The sequence below is a fragment of the Reyranella soli genome (assembly GCF_007992495.1).
Lineage (GTDB): Bacteria > Pseudomonadota > Alphaproteobacteria > Reyranellales > Reyranellaceae > Reyranella > Reyranella soli.
Genome location: NZ_BKAJ01000058.1, coordinates 1 through 16875, shown reverse-complemented (window position 1 = coordinate 16875; position 16875 = coordinate 1). Strand labels below are relative to the sequence as shown.

Below are 16875 nucleotides of genomic sequence, written 5' to 3'. Positions count from 1 at the left end.
GCGCTTCCAGCGCGCTCAAGCTCATGAGCGCGCTGGAAGCGCGCGGTCCGGAAGAACATGAACTAAGCCGCCAGGAACTCGTTCCACTTCTCGGTGTAGTATTCGAGGTTCTTCGGCCGCGTGTTCCACACGAAGACCCGCTCGGCGCGATCGGCGAGCGAGCCGCCGTCGCGGCCGACGCCGCCATAAACCTCCAGCACCAGCTTGGGATCGAGATACTTCTCGTAATTGTTCACGGTCGAGAAGTAGCCGATCTCCGACTGGCGCGCGCCGGGATAGCCTTCCATCCAGTAGTTCAGCCACTCGTAGCAGGCGTCGAGGTTCTTGGTGCCGGCCGAGATGGCGTAGCCGTTGCACCACTCCCGGTACCCTTCCTTGGCGACGGCGTAATGCACGGGAATGCCCTTGCTCGCGACCTCGACGACCACTGGCCACCAGGCATCGGCGATCCAGACTTCCTCCGAGGCCATCAGGTTCACGAGTTCGCCATAGGCCTTCCACATGGCGCGGAAGTGACCCTCCTTCTTCTTCTCCTTGAGGAAGGAGACGACGGTGTCGACTTCCTTCTCGGTCATGCTGCTGATGTCGACCGGGTTGAGCAGGCCCAGCGCGCGCATGCCCATGGCGGCGTTCAGCATGCCCAGCCAATCGATGCCGAACATGGCGACCTTGCCGCGCCACTTGGGATTGAACAGCTCGCCCCACGACAGCGTGTTGTTCTCGGCGGGGATCTTCGAGGCGTTGTAGCCGATCGAGTCCATCTGGAAGAACATCGGCGCGAACGACACCTTGGTGCGCGCCTCGTCGACATACATCATGCGACCGGGATTGGCGCCGAACCCCAGCGGCGCGGTCGGCGTGGCGCGGCCATCCTTCAAGAGCGGATGCAACAGGTTCCAGTTGGGCAGCTTCGACGTATCGATGGGCTGCAGCAGCTTCTCGCTGTTGGCGTAGGCCGCGAACGGCGCGTCGGTCAGCACGATGTCGACCGGCGCGGTGCGCAGGCGATCGATGCGCACCTGGGTCGAGGGATTGACGAAGGGACGCGGCGTGATGCCGGTGCGCTTGGCGAACTCGCCCAGGATCGCCTCGCGCATGTCGTAGGACGCACCCGCGAGCTGGATCTGCTTGGCCTGAGCAATGGCCGGCGCGGCAATCGTCGAGGCGCCGGCGGCCGCCAGCAGGGTACGGCGTTTGATCAGCATGGTGAGGCCTCCGTTATGATTTTCTCAGGGCCGTCGAACGCCGCATCGCCCAGAAGGCGACGGTGCAGAGCATGACGGCGATCAGCGAAAAGATCGTGGTCGTGGTGCCGACGGCATAGATTTCGGGCGTGAGCTGGCGGTCGAGCTGGGCCATGACCGCGAGCGGCAACGTGGCATCCGGTCCGGTCGTGAACATGCTGCGGGCGTACTCGTCATAGGAAAGTGAGAACCCGAACAGACCGGCGCCGATCACGCCGGGCAGCACCAACGGCAAGGTGATGCGGCGGAAGGTCTTGAGCCGCGAGGCGCCGAGCGTCAGTGCCGCCTCCTCGACCCGCTTGTCGAAGCGGTTGAACACGGCGAGCATGGTCAGGAAGCCGAACGGCAGGGTCCACGAGACCTGGACCAGGAAGGTCGTGGTGTCCCACGATAGCTCGACGCCGATCAGGCGCATCAGGATGGCAAAGCCGAAGCCGACCAGGATACCCGGCGCCATGATGCCCAGCAGCATCAGGTAGAAGAACCAGCCGCTGCCACGGAACTGCCCACGCATGGCCTGGGCCGCGGCGACCGACAAAACGACGGTCGTGGCCGAGCAGGCGAGCGCCAGCAGCACCGAGCGCATCAGCGGCGGCTTGAAGTCGTTCATCACCGAGGCGCGCCACAGCTCCTGGTACCAGTGGAATGACGTGCCGTTCATGGGGAAGGTCGTGCCGCCGGTCGGGCCACTGAACGACAGCAGCCCCAGGGTGAGGATCGGCAGCCACTGATAGGCAAGGAAGATCACCGTCAGCGTGCCCAGGATCCAGGCCGTCAGGCTGGAACGGCCCTTCCAGCCGATTTTTGGCCCGCCAGTCATCGTTCAGCCCCGAGCCGGCGCACGTCGACCACGCGCAAGGCGATGACCACGCCGACCAGCATGCAGATCATCAACAGGACCGCGACCACCGAGGCGGCACGAATCTGAGAGCTCTCGTAGAACAGAAGCACCAGGTTGGAGAGCAGCGCGTGCTTGTTGCCGCCGATGGTGGCCACGGTGGCGAAGTCGGACATGACATTGAGGAAGACCAGCACCTGGCCGATCACCACGCCCGGCAGGGTCAGTGGAAAGGTGATGCGGCGGAACACTGTGAAGGGCGTGGCCTTCAGCGTCATCGCCGCCTCGCGTAGCTGCGGGGCGATCGAGCTCAGCATGTACACGACAGGCCCGGCCGCCATCATGGTGTACAGCGACACCTGGGCCATGGTGATGCCGGTATGAGAGTAGAGGAACGCCTCGATCGGTGAGCGCGTGGCGCCGATCGACATCAGGAGTTGGTTGATCACCCCGTTGACGCCCAGGAACGGCACCCAGGCGATGGCTCGGATCAGCGTGGAGGTCCAGAACGGAATGATGAAGGCGAGGAACAGCGCCAACCGCCAGGCCGGGCTCTTGACCTTCATCACCAGGAAATAGGCGATGCAGTAACCCAGCACGCCGGTGACCGCCATCAGCGTCATCGTGTGCAGCACGGTCGTGCCGGCAAGCTTGATGTAGGTCTGGTTGGCGAAGAAGCGGGCGTAATTGTCGAAGGTGAGCGGGCTTGCCGGCGAGAAGGTGCGGCCGCCCCAGAACGACACCCAGACCAGCAGCACGATCGGCACCACGACCACGCCCAGCATCCACACCGCCGCCGGAACGGCCAGCCAGTAGCTCGCAGGCGAGCGGACGCGGATAGTGCTCATGCCACCGCCCCCGTGTGCAGCACGGTCTCCTCGACCAGCCAACCCAGCTGCACGGTCTGACCGGGCGCGATGCGCGCAGCATAGGCGCCGAACTGGTCGTACTTCAGCACCTGGCCGTCGGGTCGCTCGAAGATGTGGCGGCGGACCGAGCCGAAGTACTCGACGGCGGTGCAGCGCGCCGACAGTCGGTTGGCATGCCGATCGGACAGCGAATCGGTGATCCGTTCGGCGCGGACCGAGAAGGACACCGCGTCGCCCAGCATCGGCGTGCAACGGACCGGACGCGGCAGATAGAAGCGGCCGGCCGACGTCTCGACCTGCAGCGCATCCGGCGATGTGCCGGTGATGCGGCCATGGAAGACGTTGTTGCCCTGCACGAAGCCCGCGACGAACGCGGTCGCCGGCCGCTGCAGGATCTCCTCGGCGGTCCCCTGCTGTTCGATCTTCGCGTGGTTCATGACGACGACGAGGTCGCCGAGCGAGAAAGCTTCGTTCTGGTCGTGCGTCACCCAGATGAAGGAGATGCCGGTGCGCTGCTGCAGCATCTTCAGCTCAAGCATCACGGTCTCGCGCAACGAATAGTCGAGAGCGCCGATGGGTTCGTCGAGCAGAAGAATTCTCGGCTCGGTGATCATCGCGCGCGCCAGAGCCACGCGCTGGCGCTGGCCGCCCGACAGGCTGCCTGGCTTGCGATCCGCCAGAGGCGATATCTCGAAGGCCTTCAGCACTTCCTGCACGCGCCTGGCAATCTCGGCCTTGGGCTTCTTGAGCATCTCCAGGCCGAAACCCACCTGCCTGGCCACGGTCATGTGCGGAAAGAGCGCGAAATCCTGGAACATCATGGCGATGTCGCGCTGCCACGGCGGGTCCTTGGTCACCTCCTTGCCGCCGATCAGGATGCCGCCGTCGTCCGGCTCCTCCAGCCCTGCCACGCAGCGCAAGGTCGTGGTCTTGCCGCAGCCCGAAGGCCCCAGCAGGCAGACGAACTGGCCCTTGGCGACCTGGAGCGAAACGTCGTCGACGGCGGTGAAATCGCCATAGCGCTTGCGAATGCCGCGCAGTTCCAGGTCGAGCTGCGGCCTCGCCACCACCTCCAGGGGAGTGGCGAGGCTGTCCAAGTCAGGCTGCCTTCGCGAGCTTGTCGGCAAGCGTAGCACGGCTCTTCATCAGCGGCTGAATGCGCTGGCCGAACTGCTCGACACCGATCACGAAGTCGTCGAAGGTCAGCATGACTCCCGCGAGGCCCTCGATCTCCGCCATCTCGTCGAGCAGGCGCGCCACCGTGGCGTACGAGCCGACCAGGCGCGAGCCGCTATTGGGCAAGGGCTCGCGGCGGCGGATGCGGCCGGCGGTCGAGTTATCGGCGGCGTGCTTGTCGGCACCGGCCTGGGCGCGGCTCCACGCAAGCGCATCGAGGTCGGTGCCGGCCTTGTAGTGCTCCCACTTGGCCATCGCCGCCTCGTCGGTCTCGTCGGCGATGATCAGGGTCAGCGCCAGCGCCTTGGTGCCGGTGCCGGCCTCCGTCGTGCAGGCCTTGAGCCGAGCCACGGCGTCGGCGCAGTCGCGCGGATTGTTCATCTCGCCATTGCCGCTGCAGAAATTGTAGGCGCAGTGCCGGGCGGCGAACTTCATGCCGGCGTCGCTGGTGCCAGCGCAGATCAGCGGGATCTGGCGCGACGGCAGCGGCCCCAGCCGGCAGTCGTTCATGGTGTAGTAGCTGCCCTTGAGGTCGCTCTGGCCCTTCGACCACAGCTCCTCCATCACGGTGGCGTACTCGTCGAGCAGGTCGTAGCGATGCTTGAAGTGGTCGTCGCCCGGCCAGATGCCCATCTGGTCGTACTCGGCCTTCTGCCAGCCGGTCACCAGATTGACGCCGAACCGTCCGTGGCTGATCGAATCGATGGTCATGGCCATGCGCGCCGTCAGCGGCGGCGGCATGGTGAGCACGGCGACCGTGGCGTAGAGCTCGATGCGGCTGGTGATCGAGGCCAGTCCCGCCATCAGGGTGAAGGATTCGAGATTGTCGTCCCAGTAGCGCGACTTGCCGCCGAAACCGCGCAGCTTGATCATCGACAGTGCGAAGTCGAAGCCGTACTTCTCGGCACGCAGCACCACCTCACGATTGAGGTCGAAGCTCGGCGTGTATTGCGGCGACGTGGACGAGATCAGCCAACCGTTGTTTCCGATGGGAATGAAGACGCCGATCTCCATCGTGCACCTCGTACGCGGTTGCTGCTGCTTGCTGCAGCGCAGCAACTCCCATGCCACGAGGAATGAACAGGATTTTCAGGCATAAACGCGTCTTCCGCTCACGATACGTTGCACGCATCGGGGCAGACTGCCCGCGGTGAGCGCTGTCTCAAATGAACAGCGCCACCGGGGAGAATTACTGGGCGGCGCTACCCAATCGCGCGAGGTGATGGCGATTGATCGGCTTGGGCAGGCCGAGATTGCCGCGCAGAGTGGTGGCTTCGTACTCGGTGCGGAAGAGACCGCGACGCTGCAGCTCGGGGATGACCATGTCGACGAAATCCCGCAGCGAGCCCGGCAACCAGGCCGGCATCACGTTGAAGCCGTCGGCCGCGCCGTCCTTGAACCAGTGCTCCATCTCGTCGGCCACCTGTGAGGGCGTGCCGATCGACAAAGCGTGGCCGCGCGGGCCGGCGTTGGCCAGGCACAGCTCCCAGAAGGTGAGCTTGTCGCGGCGTGCCTGCTCGAGCAGCAGGCGCTGGCGGCTGAGCGGCCCGTTGGTGTCGGCCATCTCCGGCACCGGTCCGTCGAGCGGGATCTTGTCGAGACCGTGCACACCGATCGTGTGCTCCAGGATCGAGATGCCGACCGGCTTCTGGATCAGCGATTGCAGGTAGTCGTACTTCTCCTGCGCCTCCGACGCCGTCGCCGCGACGACGGGATAGAAGCCCGGCATCACCTTGACCTGGTCCTGCGAGCGGCCGAAGCGCGGAATGCGCTGGCGCACGTCGTCGTAGAATTCCTTGGCCTGCTCGAAGGTCGTGGCGGCGGTGAAGACCAGTTCGGCCAGCCGGGCAGCGACGTCGCGACCGGTGCCTGAGGCGCCGGCCTGCACCAGCACCGGCCGGCCCTGCGGCGAACAGGCGACGTTGAGCGGCCCGCGCACCTGGAAGTGCGTCCCCTTGTGGTTCAGCACGTGCATCTTCGCCGGGTCGAAGAAACGGCCGGAGTCCTTGTCGCGGATGAAGGCATCCTCGTCCCAGCTGTCCCACAGGCCGTTGACCACGTCGGCGAACTCGATGGCGCGGTCGTAGCGGTCGCCGTGGCTGAGATGCTCCTCGCGGGAATAGTTCAGCGCGTCCTGCTCGTTGTTCGAGGTCACGAGGTTCCAGCCCGAGCGTCCGCCGCTGATCTGGTCGAGCGAGGCGAACTGACGGGCGAGCGTGTAAGGCTCGTTGAAGGTCGTGGTCGAGGTTGCGACCAAGCCGAGGTTCTTCGTGACCGCCGCCAGGGCTGAGAGGATCGTCATGGGCTCGAACTTCACGACCTTGCCCATGCGACCGCGTGAATCGGCGCTGCCTTTCAGGTTCACGGCGGCGGTGTCGGCGAGGAACAAGAGATCGAACTTGCCGCGCTCGGCGATCTCAGCAGTCTCCACCATCTCGGCGAAGCTGGTGCCGGACTGCATGTGCGCCTGGGGATGACGCCAGGCTGCGACGTGTTGGCCCGTCTCGTGCACGAACGCCCCGAGACGCATCGTTCGTTTTTGCTGTGATGGGGACACGATCGGCTCTCTACTGCGGAAATGCGGACTGTGCGAAATTCGACGCAACTCCTATACCATTCCGGCATGGGCGTCGCGATGGCAGACCGCCTACGATCCGTTAAGGTACGGGCTTGGGCAAGGAGCAAGCGCTGATGGACACGTCGGTCGAGGTCGCAAGCCGGCAGTCCCTGCCGGTCATCTCGTTCGCCGAGCGAGACGAGGCGACACTGGCGCGGCAGCTCGACCAGGCCTTTTCCGACATCGGCTTCTGCTATTTCAGCGATATCGGCATCGACAAGGCCCTGGTCGAAGGGGTGTTTGCAGCTTCCCGGCGCTTCCACGTCCAGCCGCGCGCCGCCAAGGACGCGATCGCCATGAACCGCTTCCATCGCGGCTACATGGCGCCCAAAACCTCGATCATCGAGACTTCATCGGTCGCCAAGGTGACCAAGCCCAACGATTCCGAATCGTTCATGCTGATGCACGAAGTGGCACCCGACGATCCGCGTTACGGCCGCCCGCTCGACGGGCCCAACCTGTGGCCCGACCTGCCCGGCTTCCGCGAGGCGGTCGTCGCCTACGAAAAGGCCATGCACGGCTTCAGTATGCGCCTGCTGCGACCGCTGGCCCTGGCGCTCGACCTGCCGCGCGACTGGTTCGTGCCCTACTTCGAGCAGCCCACGACCTTCCTCAGGCTGCTGCACTATCCGCCACATGCCAAGAACGCAGCCGAAGACGCCTTCGGCTCGGCGCCGCACACCGACTACGGCTTCATCACCATCCTTTGCCAGGACAGCAGCGGCGGGCTAGAAGTGCGCCGCAGCGACGGCACCTGGCTGCCCGCTCCGCCGATCGCCGGCACCTGGGTGGTCAATGTCGCCGACATGCTGTCGCGCTGGACCAACGGCCGCTGGCAGTCGACGCCGCATCGCGTGAAGAACCTGTCGGGCGGCGACCGCTATTCCTGCCCCTACTTCTTCGACATGTCGATGGACAGCACCGTCGAGGTCCTGCCGACCTGCCAGGGTCCCGGACGATCGGCGAAGTGGCCGGCCGTTCGCTACGGCGACTACCTGCTGGAGCGCCTCGACAAGAACTACGCCTATCGCAAGCAGCCGGAGCCGGCGTGATGCAGAGCCTGCTCGACGTCTCGGGCCTCGCCTTCGCCTATGACGGCGCCGCCGCCGTGCGCGACGTGTCGCTCTCGGTGCAGCCGGGCGAGATCGTGGCGCTGCTGGGCGCCAACGGCGCCGGCAAGTCGACGACGGTGCGCATGATCGCGGGCGTGCTGACGCCACAGAAGGGCGACATCCGCTTTGCCGGCGAGGTGCTGACCGGATCGCCGAGCCACGTCGTCGTGCGGCGCGGCATCACCCTGGTGCCGGAAGGCCGGCTGGTCTTCCCGCAGATGACAGTGATGGAAAACCTGCAGCTCGGCGCCCACATCAAGCAGCGCGGCGAGATCGCGGCCCTGGTCGACAAGGCGTTCGCCCTGTTTCCGCGGCTGGCCGAGCGGCGCGGCCAGCTCGCCGGTTCGATGAGCGGCGGCGAGCAGCAGATGCTGGCCATCGCCCGCGGCCTGATGGCCGAGCCCAGGCTGATCATCCTCGACGAGCCGTCGCTGGGGCTGATGCCCATCGTCGTGCAGGAGGTCTTCAAGCTGATCGAGGCCGTGAACAAGAGCGGCATCGGCGTGCTGCTGGTCGAGCAGAACCTGCACCAGTCGCTGCGCATCGCCCATCGCGGCTACGTGCTGGAGAAGGGTTCGGTCGTGCTGGCCGGTACCGGCCAGGAGCTTTTGGCCGACGCCTACGTGCAGAAGGCGTTCCTGGGTCGCTAGTCCGGCGTCCCGAGGTACGCCGCGATCACCTGCGGGTTCTTCGACACCTCACCCGGCGTACCGTCGGCGATCAGGCGGCCGGATTCCAGCACCAGCACGCGGTCGGACACTTCCATCACCGACGGCATATCGTGCTCGACCAGCACGACAGTGACGCCGCTCGACCGGATGCGCCGCAGCACGTCGATCATCGCCGCGGTCTCGGTCGGGTTCAGTCCGGCGCACGGCTCGTCCGCGAGCAGCAGATCGGCTCGGGTGGCGATGGCGCGCGCCACCTCGAGATGGCGAAGCTGGCCCACCGTCAGCACGCTCGCCGGCTCCTCGGCGAGGTGGGCGATGCCGGCAAGCTCCAGGGCGCCGCGCGTGGTGGCGACGACGTCGCGCCTGCCCGCCTTGCCGAACAGGGCACCGATGCGCACGTTCTCGGCGACGCTGAGATCGCGGAACGGGCGGGCGATCTGGAAGGCGCGCGCGATGCCGAGCTCGGCGATGCGATTGGTCGCGAGCCCGGTGATCGGGTGCCCCTTGAACAGGACCGTCCCGGCCGTCGGCGCGAGATAGCCCGTCACCAGGTTGAACAGCGTCGACTTGCCGGCCCCGTTGGGGCCGATGACGCTGGTGATCGAGCCCGGCTCGACCGTGAAAGAGACGTCGGAGATCGCCAGCAGGCCGCGGAAACGCTTGCTGAGCGCCTCGACGCCGAGGATGGGCGCGGCGCTCATTCGGCAGGCGCCGTCGCGGCCGCGCGCCGGCGGAGCTTCCAGCTCTTCACCAGGCCCAGCACGCCGCCCGGCGCGGCAAGCACCAGCAGCACCAGCAACAGGCCGGTCGCGAACAGGTGGAAGTCGAGGAGGCGCGCCAGCACGACCTGGGTGATGAACACCAGCATGAAGGCGCCGATGACGGGACCGAACAGCGTGCCCATGCCGCCCAGCAGCGAATAGACGATCAGGCTCAAGTTGGTGTCGTCGCGATAGACCGAATCGGTCGTGATGTAGCCCAGCGAATGGGCATAGATGACGCCCAGCAATCCGGTCAGCACGGCGCTGGCCACGAAGGCGATGCGCTTGTAGCGCTCGGTGGGCACGCCCAGCATGCGGGCGGTGTCCTCGTCTTCGCGGATGCTGAGAAGTCCGGCGCCGAAGCGGCTGCGCTGGATTTGCCAGGCGATCAGGAAGACGACCACGCCGGCCGCGAGATAGAGTTCGTAGAAGAAGACGGCGGGATCCCAGGCGGCCGGCGCGACCGCCGGGAAGTTGAGCCCGAGCGAGCCCTGCAGGACGTCGATGTTGTTGTTGAGCTCGGCGCAGACATGGCAGACGCCCAGCATGGCAATGGCAAAGAAGGTCCCGCGCAAGCGCAGGATGGGATAGGCGACCGCGGCGGACAGGATCGCGCAGGCGAGCCCGCCCACCAGCATGCCGATGGGCAGCAGCAGCGCCGGCGGCAAGCCGGTCAGCCGCTCCTCCACGAGGCCGGCGGCGAAGGCCCCGACGCCGATGAAGGCGGCGTGGCCGAAGCTGGCGTAACCCGCGAAGCCGCCCAGGATCGTCCAGGCGACGGCGAGCCCCGCCGAATAGAGCATGAGCTGGCCGACTCGCACGTAGAAGGGCGGCAGTATCAGCGGCGCCAGCGCCAGCACGACGGCGCAGCCCAGGATGATGGCGACGAAGGCGGCGGGCTTCTGAGTCATCGAGAAGGCGCGAAGGCGTTGCCCAACAGGCCCTGCGGCCGCACCAGCAGCAGCAGCACGAGCAGCAGGAACATGGTGACGTTGGGGAAGGACGGCCCGATGTACTGCGCCGTCAGCGTGCTCACAATGCCGAGCAGCAGACCGCCGATCAGCGCGCCGGCGGGGCTGCCGACGCCGCCCAGCACGACGACGACGAAGGCATTGAGCGTCCAGGTGCCCTCGTCGGCCGGCGAGAATGGCAGGATGATGCCGATCACGATGCCTGAGGCGCCGGCGAAGGCGGCCGAGACGGCGAAGGTGAGCGCATAGACGTGCCGCACGTTCACGCCGCACAGCCGTGCCGCCAGGGTCTGCTGGGCGGTGGCGCGGATGACACGGCCAAGGGCTGAGAATTTCAGCAGCGCGGCGAGGCAGCACAACATCACCAGGCTCGCCAGCAGGCAGCTCACGCGCACCGCATCGAACGAGATAGCGCCCAGCTTGAACGAGGCCAAAGCGTAACCCGGCGTGATGCTCTTCATGTCGGGCGAGAACACCCAGATCATGGTGTTCTGCAGCATCAGCGCCACGCCGAAGGTCAGCAGCATGGAGCCGAGCGGCGAACGGTCGACGGCCCTCTGGATCAGCAGCCGCTGGTAGGCGTAGCCCACGACGAACAGCACGGCCATCACCGCCGGCATGGTGAGCAGCGGGTCGATCCTGAGCGTGGTCGACAGGATCAGCGCCAGGTAGGCGCCGAGCAGGACCAGGATGCCGTGGCTGAGGTTGATGACGTGCAGGACGCCAAAGATCAGCGAGAAACCGACGGCCGCGAGGGCATAGATGCCACCCAGCACCAAGCCGTCGGCCAGAGTCTGTATGATCAGATTCATATGCTGGGGGCGCGCCACTCCAGCGGCGCGTCTATGTCGATCGCAAAGATGATCGCGCCACTGGAGTGGCGCGCCCCCAGCAAGATCACGCCTTCTTGTCCCACGTGGGCTGCGGGTAGAGCGCCTTGGCCGAAGAGGCGGCCTCGGGGAACACGATCTCGAGCTTGGTCTTCTGCACCTGGCCGATCATGCTGCCCATGATGATGGCATCGCCGTCACCGTCGGGCGTAAACTTGATGCGGCTGTAGAAGGTCTCGTAGTCGGCCTTCGACAGGGCATCGCGCACCGCTTCGGGATTGGTGCTCTTGGCCGCCTGCATGGCGAGGATGTAGGTCTCGATGCAGGCCGCCGCGCCCGCCGTGTGATAGGCGATCGGGCGCGTGAACTTGGTCTTGTAGTATTCGACGAACTTCCTGGAATCGCCGAAGAACTTGTCCTTGTAGGGCACCGACTCGTCCCAGTAGGTCGAGCACATCAGGTACTCGGAGTACTTGCCCAGCGCCTCACGGAACGAGGCAAGCTGTGGGCCCAGCCCCTGGAACAAGCACTTCACATTGGTATTGCTGGCCACCATCTGGCGGGCGATCAACAGCGAATCCTGGTCGTGCATGACACAGACCAGCAGGTCCGGCGTGTTGGCGCGTACCGAGCCCAGCACGCTCGACACGTCGGTCGGCTTGGCCGGCAGCTCGAATTCATCCAGCTTCTTGAAGCCGGCGGCGTCGCAGGAAAGCTTGACGCCCTGGCCGGCGGTCTTGGAGAAGGCGTCATTGGTCCAGATCACCGAGTAGGTCTGCGGCGTGGGCGTCAGCGTCTTGAACAGCGCCGCCGTCGAGGCGAACTGCCGCGTCGCGCGGGGATACATGCCGAAGACGTACTTGAAGCCCTTGGTGAAGATCGCATCGGAACCACCGCCGGTCTGCACCATGGGCTTCTTGGCGCGCTCGGTGATGGCCGCGGTCGGCAGCACGATGTTGGAGCCGAACGAACCGAGGAAGAAGTTGGTGCCCTCGTCGATCTGGCGCTGGATCAGCGTCGTGGCACGCGCCGGGTCGCTGGCATCGTCGAACAGCTTCAGCTCGAGCTTGTACTTCTCGCCGGCGATCTCGACGCCGCCCAGCACGTCGTTGAAGTAGCTGACCGCCGTGATGTAGCCGTTGTTGACGTTGAGGCCGGTCTCCGCCGCTGCACCGGTAAGCGGAACAGAGCCGCCGAACACGATGGTCTTTGCCTGGGCATGAGCGGAACGGATGGCAGGCGCTGCGAGCGCGGCGGCACCGAGGGCCGACATCACCCGACGACGAGTTGCCTTTTTGCTATGCACCGACATGCCCAATCCCCCTCCAACCACGCCATCGAGCTTAGGAGGCGTCGACCTGATGTCAACGACGACCCCTGCCGATCGACTGCGATGCGGCTTTAGCGATAGGCGCCGTCGATCGGCAAGGCGACGCCCGAAATGAAACCAGCAGAGTCCGAAAGCAAAAAGTCGACCACTGCCGCGACGTCGTCGCCGCTGCCGGGTTTGCCGGCGGGATAACCGGCGAGCAGCGCCGCACGCTCCTGCGGCTGCAGCCGGTCGAAACGGTCGCGGATGCGCGTGCCCTGCTCTCCCAGGATCAGACCCGGCATCAGCGCATTCACCGTGACGCCCCACTCCGCCAGGTCCTTGGCGAGCTGCGAGGTGAAGCCGAGCAGGGCTGCCTTGGCCGTGGCGTACGGCAGGCGGCCGGTAACGGTCGTAAGCGGCCCTTTCTCGCCATCGGCGATGATCGAGGAGAACAGCACGATGCGGCCGCGACGTTGCCGCCTCAGCAGCGGCACGACGGCACGCGCTGCCAGGAAGGCGCTGGTCAGGTTGAGATCGATGACGTGGCTCCAGTCCTTGAGCTCGAACTCCTCGATGTCGCGCGCCCGCTTGGGTCCGGCGCCGCCCGCGATATGGACCAGGGCGTAGAGGCTGCCGAACCGATTATCGGCACGCTTCACCGCATCGACGACCTGAAGTTCGTCGGTCACATCGGCACGACAGACGTCCAGCCGGTCGGCGGCAGCGGCGAACTCCGCTTTCAACGCGTCGAGCGCATCTTGGTTGGCGTCGATCACGAACACCGCGTGACCGCTGTCGAGCAATCGCCGCACGGTCGACTTGCCGATGCCGCCGGCACCGCCCGTGACGATCGCCACTTTTGTTTCCACCATGCGGTCCACCGATCCGTTTTCGTCCTGAACGATTGAAGCCATACGACAGGCGGGCCTAACCTGCCAGCCGCGCGGAGGATGGAGGGTGTCGTGGGCGACAGGGTAGCCGACAAGATTGCGCTCGTGACCGGCGCGGCGGCCGGATTGGGTCGCGCTATCGCGCTCCGGCTGAGCGAGGAAGGCGCGTCGCTGGTGGTCGCCGACCTCGATGCCGCGGGACTCGCCGAGACCGAGCGACAAATCAAGGCCAAGGGGCGGCCGGTGATGGCGATCGCCGTCGATGTGACGGAAGAAGCGCCAGTGAAGGCGCTGTTTGCCGCGATATTCAAGGCACACGGTCGGCTCGACATTTTGGTCAACGATGTCGGCGGCGGAACGTCAGGCCACATCTGGGAAGCCAAGGTCGAAGATTGGGACTTCATTCTGCGCCTGAATCTGCGCTCAGCGTTCCTGTGCACGCGCGAGGCCGCCGCCCACATGCGTGAGCGACGCTATGGCCGCATCATCAATCTCAGCTCCGGCGCGCGCGAAGGCACGCCGTGGACGGCTTACTACGTCGGCAACTCCGCCTATTCCGCCGCCAAGGCCGGCATCCATGGATTTACCCGCGGCGTGGCCTTGGAACTCGCCGAGTACGGCGTGACAGTGAACGCGGTGGCGCCCGGCCCGATCGAGACCGAGAAGACCGCACCGAGCTTCCGCAAGCTCGAGCCGCTCGAGTATGGGCCGGTACGGGCGACGCCCTTGCGCCGCATCGGCGTGCCGGCGGACATCGCCAACGCCGTGCTCTATCTTGCCTCGGACGAGGCCAACTACATCACCGGCACCACGCTCGCCGTCGCGGGAGGACGCTGACCATGGACACCTCGACCGACATCGCCAACGCGCTCGATCACGACATCGCGGCCCTCAAGGCCAAGGCTGCGGACTTCGATGCGCGGCATCAGCTCATCGAGAAGGTTACCTGGCCGCAAGGCGTGCGCATCGCCGTGAACTTCACGGCCGACTTCGATGCCATGCTGCTGCGCCGCCTGTTCAACGAGCCGCCCTCGCAGCTCGCCAAGGGCGAGTTCGGCGGCCGCGTCGGCATCTGGCGGCTGATCGAATTGTTCGACAGCCACAAGATCAAGGCCACGATCTTCACGCCCGGCCGCATCTGCGAACTCTATCCGCGGGCGGTGAAGGCGGCGTCCGAAAGCGGCCACGAGATCGCCGACCACATGTGGGAGCACCAGGTCCCCAAGGATCCCGAACTGGAGCGCGATCATCTGCGCAAGGCCAAGGATGCGATCGAGAAGCTGACCGGCAAGCGGCCGATGGGCACGCGCAGCTGGCACACCCGCGAGCTCTTGCTCGAGGAAGGTTTTGTCTACAACTCGCACGACACGCTCGACGCGCTACCTCACTACGTCAGTGGACCGGACGGGTCGAAGCCGTTGCTCAACCTGCCGTTCCACTATGCCATCGACGACGCGATGTTCTTCAGCTTCGCCTGGCTCAACACCGAGAACCAGGCGCAGCGTATGATGGATCCCGACCATGTCGAGGAGATCTGGTGGGCAGCCTTCCTGCAGCAGTACCAGCAGGGCGGCTACCTCAACATCTGCATGCATCCCTTCGTGTCGGGCCGCGCGCTACGCATCGCCATGCTCGACCGGTTGATCAACCGCATGAAGGAGCTGCCCGGCGTCTGGTTCCCGACCTGCGAGCAGGTGGCACGCCATGTGCTCGCCACCCATCCGGCCCGCTAGGAGACGCGCCATGCCCTGGAAAGAACGCTACACGATCAGCGACGAGCGCACGCTTCTCGACTCCGACGTGCGCTGGCCGGACGGCAAGCGCTGCTGCTTCCGCGTCGTCGTCGACCTCGCGCCGGCAAGCGGACCCGACGGCATCGCGTCGCAGGACCTCACCACGCCCGACGCCTATTTCGGCATGCATGGCGGCCTGCGCGAGCTCTGCGCCACCCTGAAACGCTACGGCATCAAAGCGACCTTCGCGGTGCCTGCGGTGATCGCCGAAATCCATGGCGACACGGTGCGCCGCCTCAGCGACGAGGGCCACGAGATCGCCGCCCACGGTTTCAAGCACGAGGATGTGAGCACGCTCAGCCGCGACGAGGAGCGCGCGCGGCTGGAGCGCACCACGGCAATCCTGGCCAAGGTTTTGGGTACACGCCCGACGGGCTGGTTCTCCCTGCCGCGGCAGAGCGACAAGTTCGCGGGCGGCGCGGTCAGCCCCAACACGATCGATCTTCTTGTCGAGGCGGGCTATGACTACTTCGGCAATGGGCTTGCCGACGATCTGCCGCACTACTGGGTGTGCGACTTCGCCGGCCGTCGCAACATCCTGGCCCTGCCCTACTACTATCACTTCGACGACCAGTTCTTCCTGCTGTTCCCCAAGAAGGGCACTGGGCTGGAGAATCCCGATTCGCTCTTCCGCAACTGGAAGGCCGAGCTCGATGCGCAATACAAGCGCGGCCGGCAGTTCTCCATGGTGCTGCATCCGCATGCCATCGGCTGGCCCAACCGTCTGCATGTGCTGGAGCAGTTCCTCGACCATGCGCGTGGGCTGCCCGAGCTGTGGTACGCCACAAGCGAAGAGTGCGCGCGGCATTGGCTCAAAACCTTCCCTGCCGCGACGCATCTCAAGCTCGAGCCGTCGATCTGGCGCGACTATCCCGGAAGCCTGAGCTGAACCATGAGCAAATATCGATTCCTGCTGATCAACGCCTTCAGCCTGGCGCCCGGCAACGACTTCGCGATGCGCTCCTACACGGGGCCGAAGGAGACGCAGGTCTACAACTATGAAGATCTGAAGCCGTTCCTGGCCGACATCGACTGGGACCTGAATCCCGGAGCTCGCGCCACCCACGGCAACTTCCCGGTGACGACCAAGGAAGCGTTCATGTCGGTCGGCAACAACCGCCTGCCGCTGGTGCGCGAGGCCTGCGCCAGCGGTAAGTACAATGCCGTCGTGCTGCTGGGCGGTGGCGACCCCGGCTACATGGAATCGCGCGAGATCGCGCGGCAGTACCGCATCCCGGTCACCAGCTCGGCGCATGCGCAGATGCACATTGCGGGGCTTTTGGGTAACAAGTTCTCGATCATCGACATCTCCGAATCGCACAACATGCAGATGTATCACCTGGTGGTGCAGTACCGCATGACCGACCGCTGCGCCTCGATCCGCAACGTCAACTTCCCGTTGCCCACGCCCAACCATCCCAACGACCGGCCGATCAATGTCGAGCGCGACCGCGCGCTGCAGAGCGGCACGTCGGACATGCTCGACGCGGCGGTCGTGGAATCGGTCGCAGCCATCGAGGAAGACGGCGCCGACACGATCATCCTGGGCTGCTCGGCCGCCTTCTGGATGCAGCCGTTGCTGCAGAAGCGCCTGCAGGAGATCGGCTGGGACGTGCCGGTGCTGGAAGGCGCACGCGCGGCAATCCAGGTGGCGAAGATGCTGGTCGATCTCGGCGTCGACGCCAGCGCACTCGCCTTTCCTGGCGAGCGTCCCGCCAAATGGCGGCGCAGGAAAGTGTTTTAGATTCTTGCCGGACCGCGGGCCTCCAGGCCCGCTCATGAATCATGAGG

General features: G+C 65.7%; 17 protein-coding genes. 6 read left to right on the top strand and 11 right to left on the bottom strand.

The features are described 5' to 3' along the window. Nucleotides 1–62: 62 nt before the first annotated feature. The 6 genes from RSO01_RS16980 to RSO01_RS16955 all read right to left on the bottom strand — a co-directional run bounded on the left by RSO01_RS16980 (nt 63) and on the right by RSO01_RS16955 (nt 6657). Complete coding sequence (locus tag RSO01_RS16980) at nt 63–1205, bottom strand: ABC transporter substrate-binding protein (protein ID WP_147150307.1); 1143 nt, start codon at nt 1203–1205, stop codon at nt 63–65. Nucleotides 1206–1218: 13 nt separating this feature from the next. After that, nucleotides 1219–2064, bottom strand: coding sequence for an ABC transporter permease (locus tag RSO01_RS16975; RefSeq protein ID WP_147150306.1), 846 nt, complete (start codon nt 2062–2064; stop codon nt 1219–1221). Then, nucleotides 2061–2930 (bottom strand): ABC transporter permease, encoded by an 870-nt coding sequence (locus RSO01_RS16970; RefSeq protein ID WP_147150305.1) that lies wholly within the window; start codon nt 2928–2930, stop codon nt 2061–2063. The genes RSO01_RS16975 and RSO01_RS16970 overlap by 4 nt, the downstream gene beginning before the upstream one ends. Beyond that, on the bottom strand, nt 2927–4048 hold the full coding sequence (locus RSO01_RS16965) for an ABC transporter ATP-binding protein (RefSeq protein ID WP_170303138.1): 1122 nt from the start codon (nt 4046–4048) through the stop codon (nt 2927–2929). Before RSO01_RS16965 ends, RSO01_RS16970 begins: the two co-directional genes overlap by 4 nt. 1 nt (nt 4049) lies before the next feature. Further along, complete coding sequence (gene rutA, locus RSO01_RS16960) at nt 4050–5141, bottom strand: pyrimidine utilization protein A (protein ID WP_147150303.1); 1092 nt, start codon at nt 5139–5141, stop codon at nt 4050–4052. Between the two features lie 175 nt (nt 5142–5316). Next, complete coding sequence (locus tag RSO01_RS16955) at nt 5317–6657, bottom strand: LLM class flavin-dependent oxidoreductase (protein WP_147150302.1); 1341 nt, start codon at nt 6655–6657, stop codon at nt 5317–5319. Between the two features lie 140 nt (nt 6658–6797). On the opposite strand from RSO01_RS16955, the gene RSO01_RS16950 reads away from it, so the two are divergent. Continuing rightward, on the top strand, nt 6798–7796 hold the full coding sequence (locus RSO01_RS16950; RefSeq protein WP_170303137.1) for an isopenicillin N synthase family dioxygenase: 999 nt from the start codon (nt 6798–6800) through the stop codon (nt 7794–7796). A gap of 8 nt (nt 7797–7804) precedes the next feature. Next, nucleotides 7805–8506, top strand: a complete 702-nt coding sequence (locus RSO01_RS16945) for an ABC transporter ATP-binding protein (RefSeq protein ID WP_373867920.1) — start codon at nt 7805–7807, stop codon at nt 8504–8506. Here RSO01_RS16945 and RSO01_RS16940 read toward each other — a convergent pair. The 5 genes from RSO01_RS16940 to RSO01_RS16920 all read right to left on the bottom strand — a co-directional run bounded on the left by RSO01_RS16940 (nt 8503) and on the right by RSO01_RS16920 (nt 13273). Continuing rightward, nucleotides 8503–9228 carry an ABC transporter ATP-binding protein gene (locus tag RSO01_RS16940; protein ID WP_174825936.1) on the bottom strand — a complete coding sequence of 242 codons (726 nt, stop codon included), beginning with the start codon at nt 9226–9228 and terminating at the stop codon, nt 8503–8505. The two genes, RSO01_RS16945 and RSO01_RS16940, sit on opposite strands and share 4 nt — an antisense overlap. Then, nucleotides 9225–10199 carry a branched-chain amino acid ABC transporter permease gene (locus RSO01_RS16935; protein ID WP_147150299.1) on the bottom strand — a complete coding sequence of 325 codons (975 nt, stop codon included), beginning with the start codon at nt 10197–10199 and terminating at the stop codon, nt 9225–9227. Before RSO01_RS16935 ends, RSO01_RS16940 begins: the two co-directional genes overlap by 4 nt. Next, a complete protein-coding gene (locus tag RSO01_RS16930; protein WP_147150298.1) occupies nt 10196–11071 on the bottom strand; it encodes a branched-chain amino acid ABC transporter permease in 876 nt (291 codons plus the stop codon). Before RSO01_RS16930 ends, RSO01_RS16935 begins: the two co-directional genes overlap by 4 nt. 85 nt (nt 11072–11156) lie before the next feature. Next, on the bottom strand, nt 11157–12362 hold the full coding sequence (locus RSO01_RS16925; protein ID WP_170303136.1) for an amino acid ABC transporter substrate-binding protein: 1206 nt from the start codon (nt 12360–12362) through the stop codon (nt 11157–11159). Nucleotides 12363–12490: 128 nt separating this feature from the next. Next, nucleotides 12491–13273 (bottom strand): SDR family NAD(P)-dependent oxidoreductase, encoded by a 783-nt coding sequence (locus RSO01_RS16920; RefSeq protein ID WP_170303135.1) that lies wholly within the window; start codon nt 13271–13273, stop codon nt 12491–12493. 90 nt (nt 13274–13363) lie between these two features. Here RSO01_RS16920 and RSO01_RS16915 point away from each other — a divergent pair, with 90 nt between their 5' ends. Genes RSO01_RS16915 through RSO01_RS16900 form a run of 4 tightly spaced genes read left to right on the top strand, consistent with a single transcriptional unit; the run spans nt 13364 to nt 16828 of the window. Beyond that, complete coding sequence (locus RSO01_RS16915) at nt 13364–14128, top strand: SDR family NAD(P)-dependent oxidoreductase (protein ID WP_218037364.1); 765 nt, start codon at nt 13364–13366, stop codon at nt 14126–14128. A gap of 2 nt (nt 14129–14130) precedes the next feature. Continuing rightward, entirely contained in the window at nt 14131–15024 is an 894-nt protein-coding gene (locus tag RSO01_RS16910; RefSeq protein WP_147150294.1) for a polysaccharide deacetylase family protein, read from the top strand. 10 nt (nt 15025–15034) lie between these two features. Continuing rightward, the gene (locus RSO01_RS16905; protein ID WP_170303134.1) at nt 15035–15973 is read left to right on the top strand and encodes a polysaccharide deacetylase family protein; all 939 of its coding nucleotides are present in this window, start codon (nt 15035–15037) and stop codon (nt 15971–15973) included. 3 nt (nt 15974–15976) lie between these two features. Continuing rightward, nucleotides 15977–16828 carry an aspartate/glutamate racemase family protein gene (locus RSO01_RS16900; protein ID WP_147150292.1) on the top strand — a complete coding sequence of 284 codons (852 nt, stop codon included), beginning with the start codon at nt 15977–15979 and terminating at the stop codon, nt 16826–16828. The last annotated feature ends 47 nt before the right edge of the window (nt 16829–16875 follow it).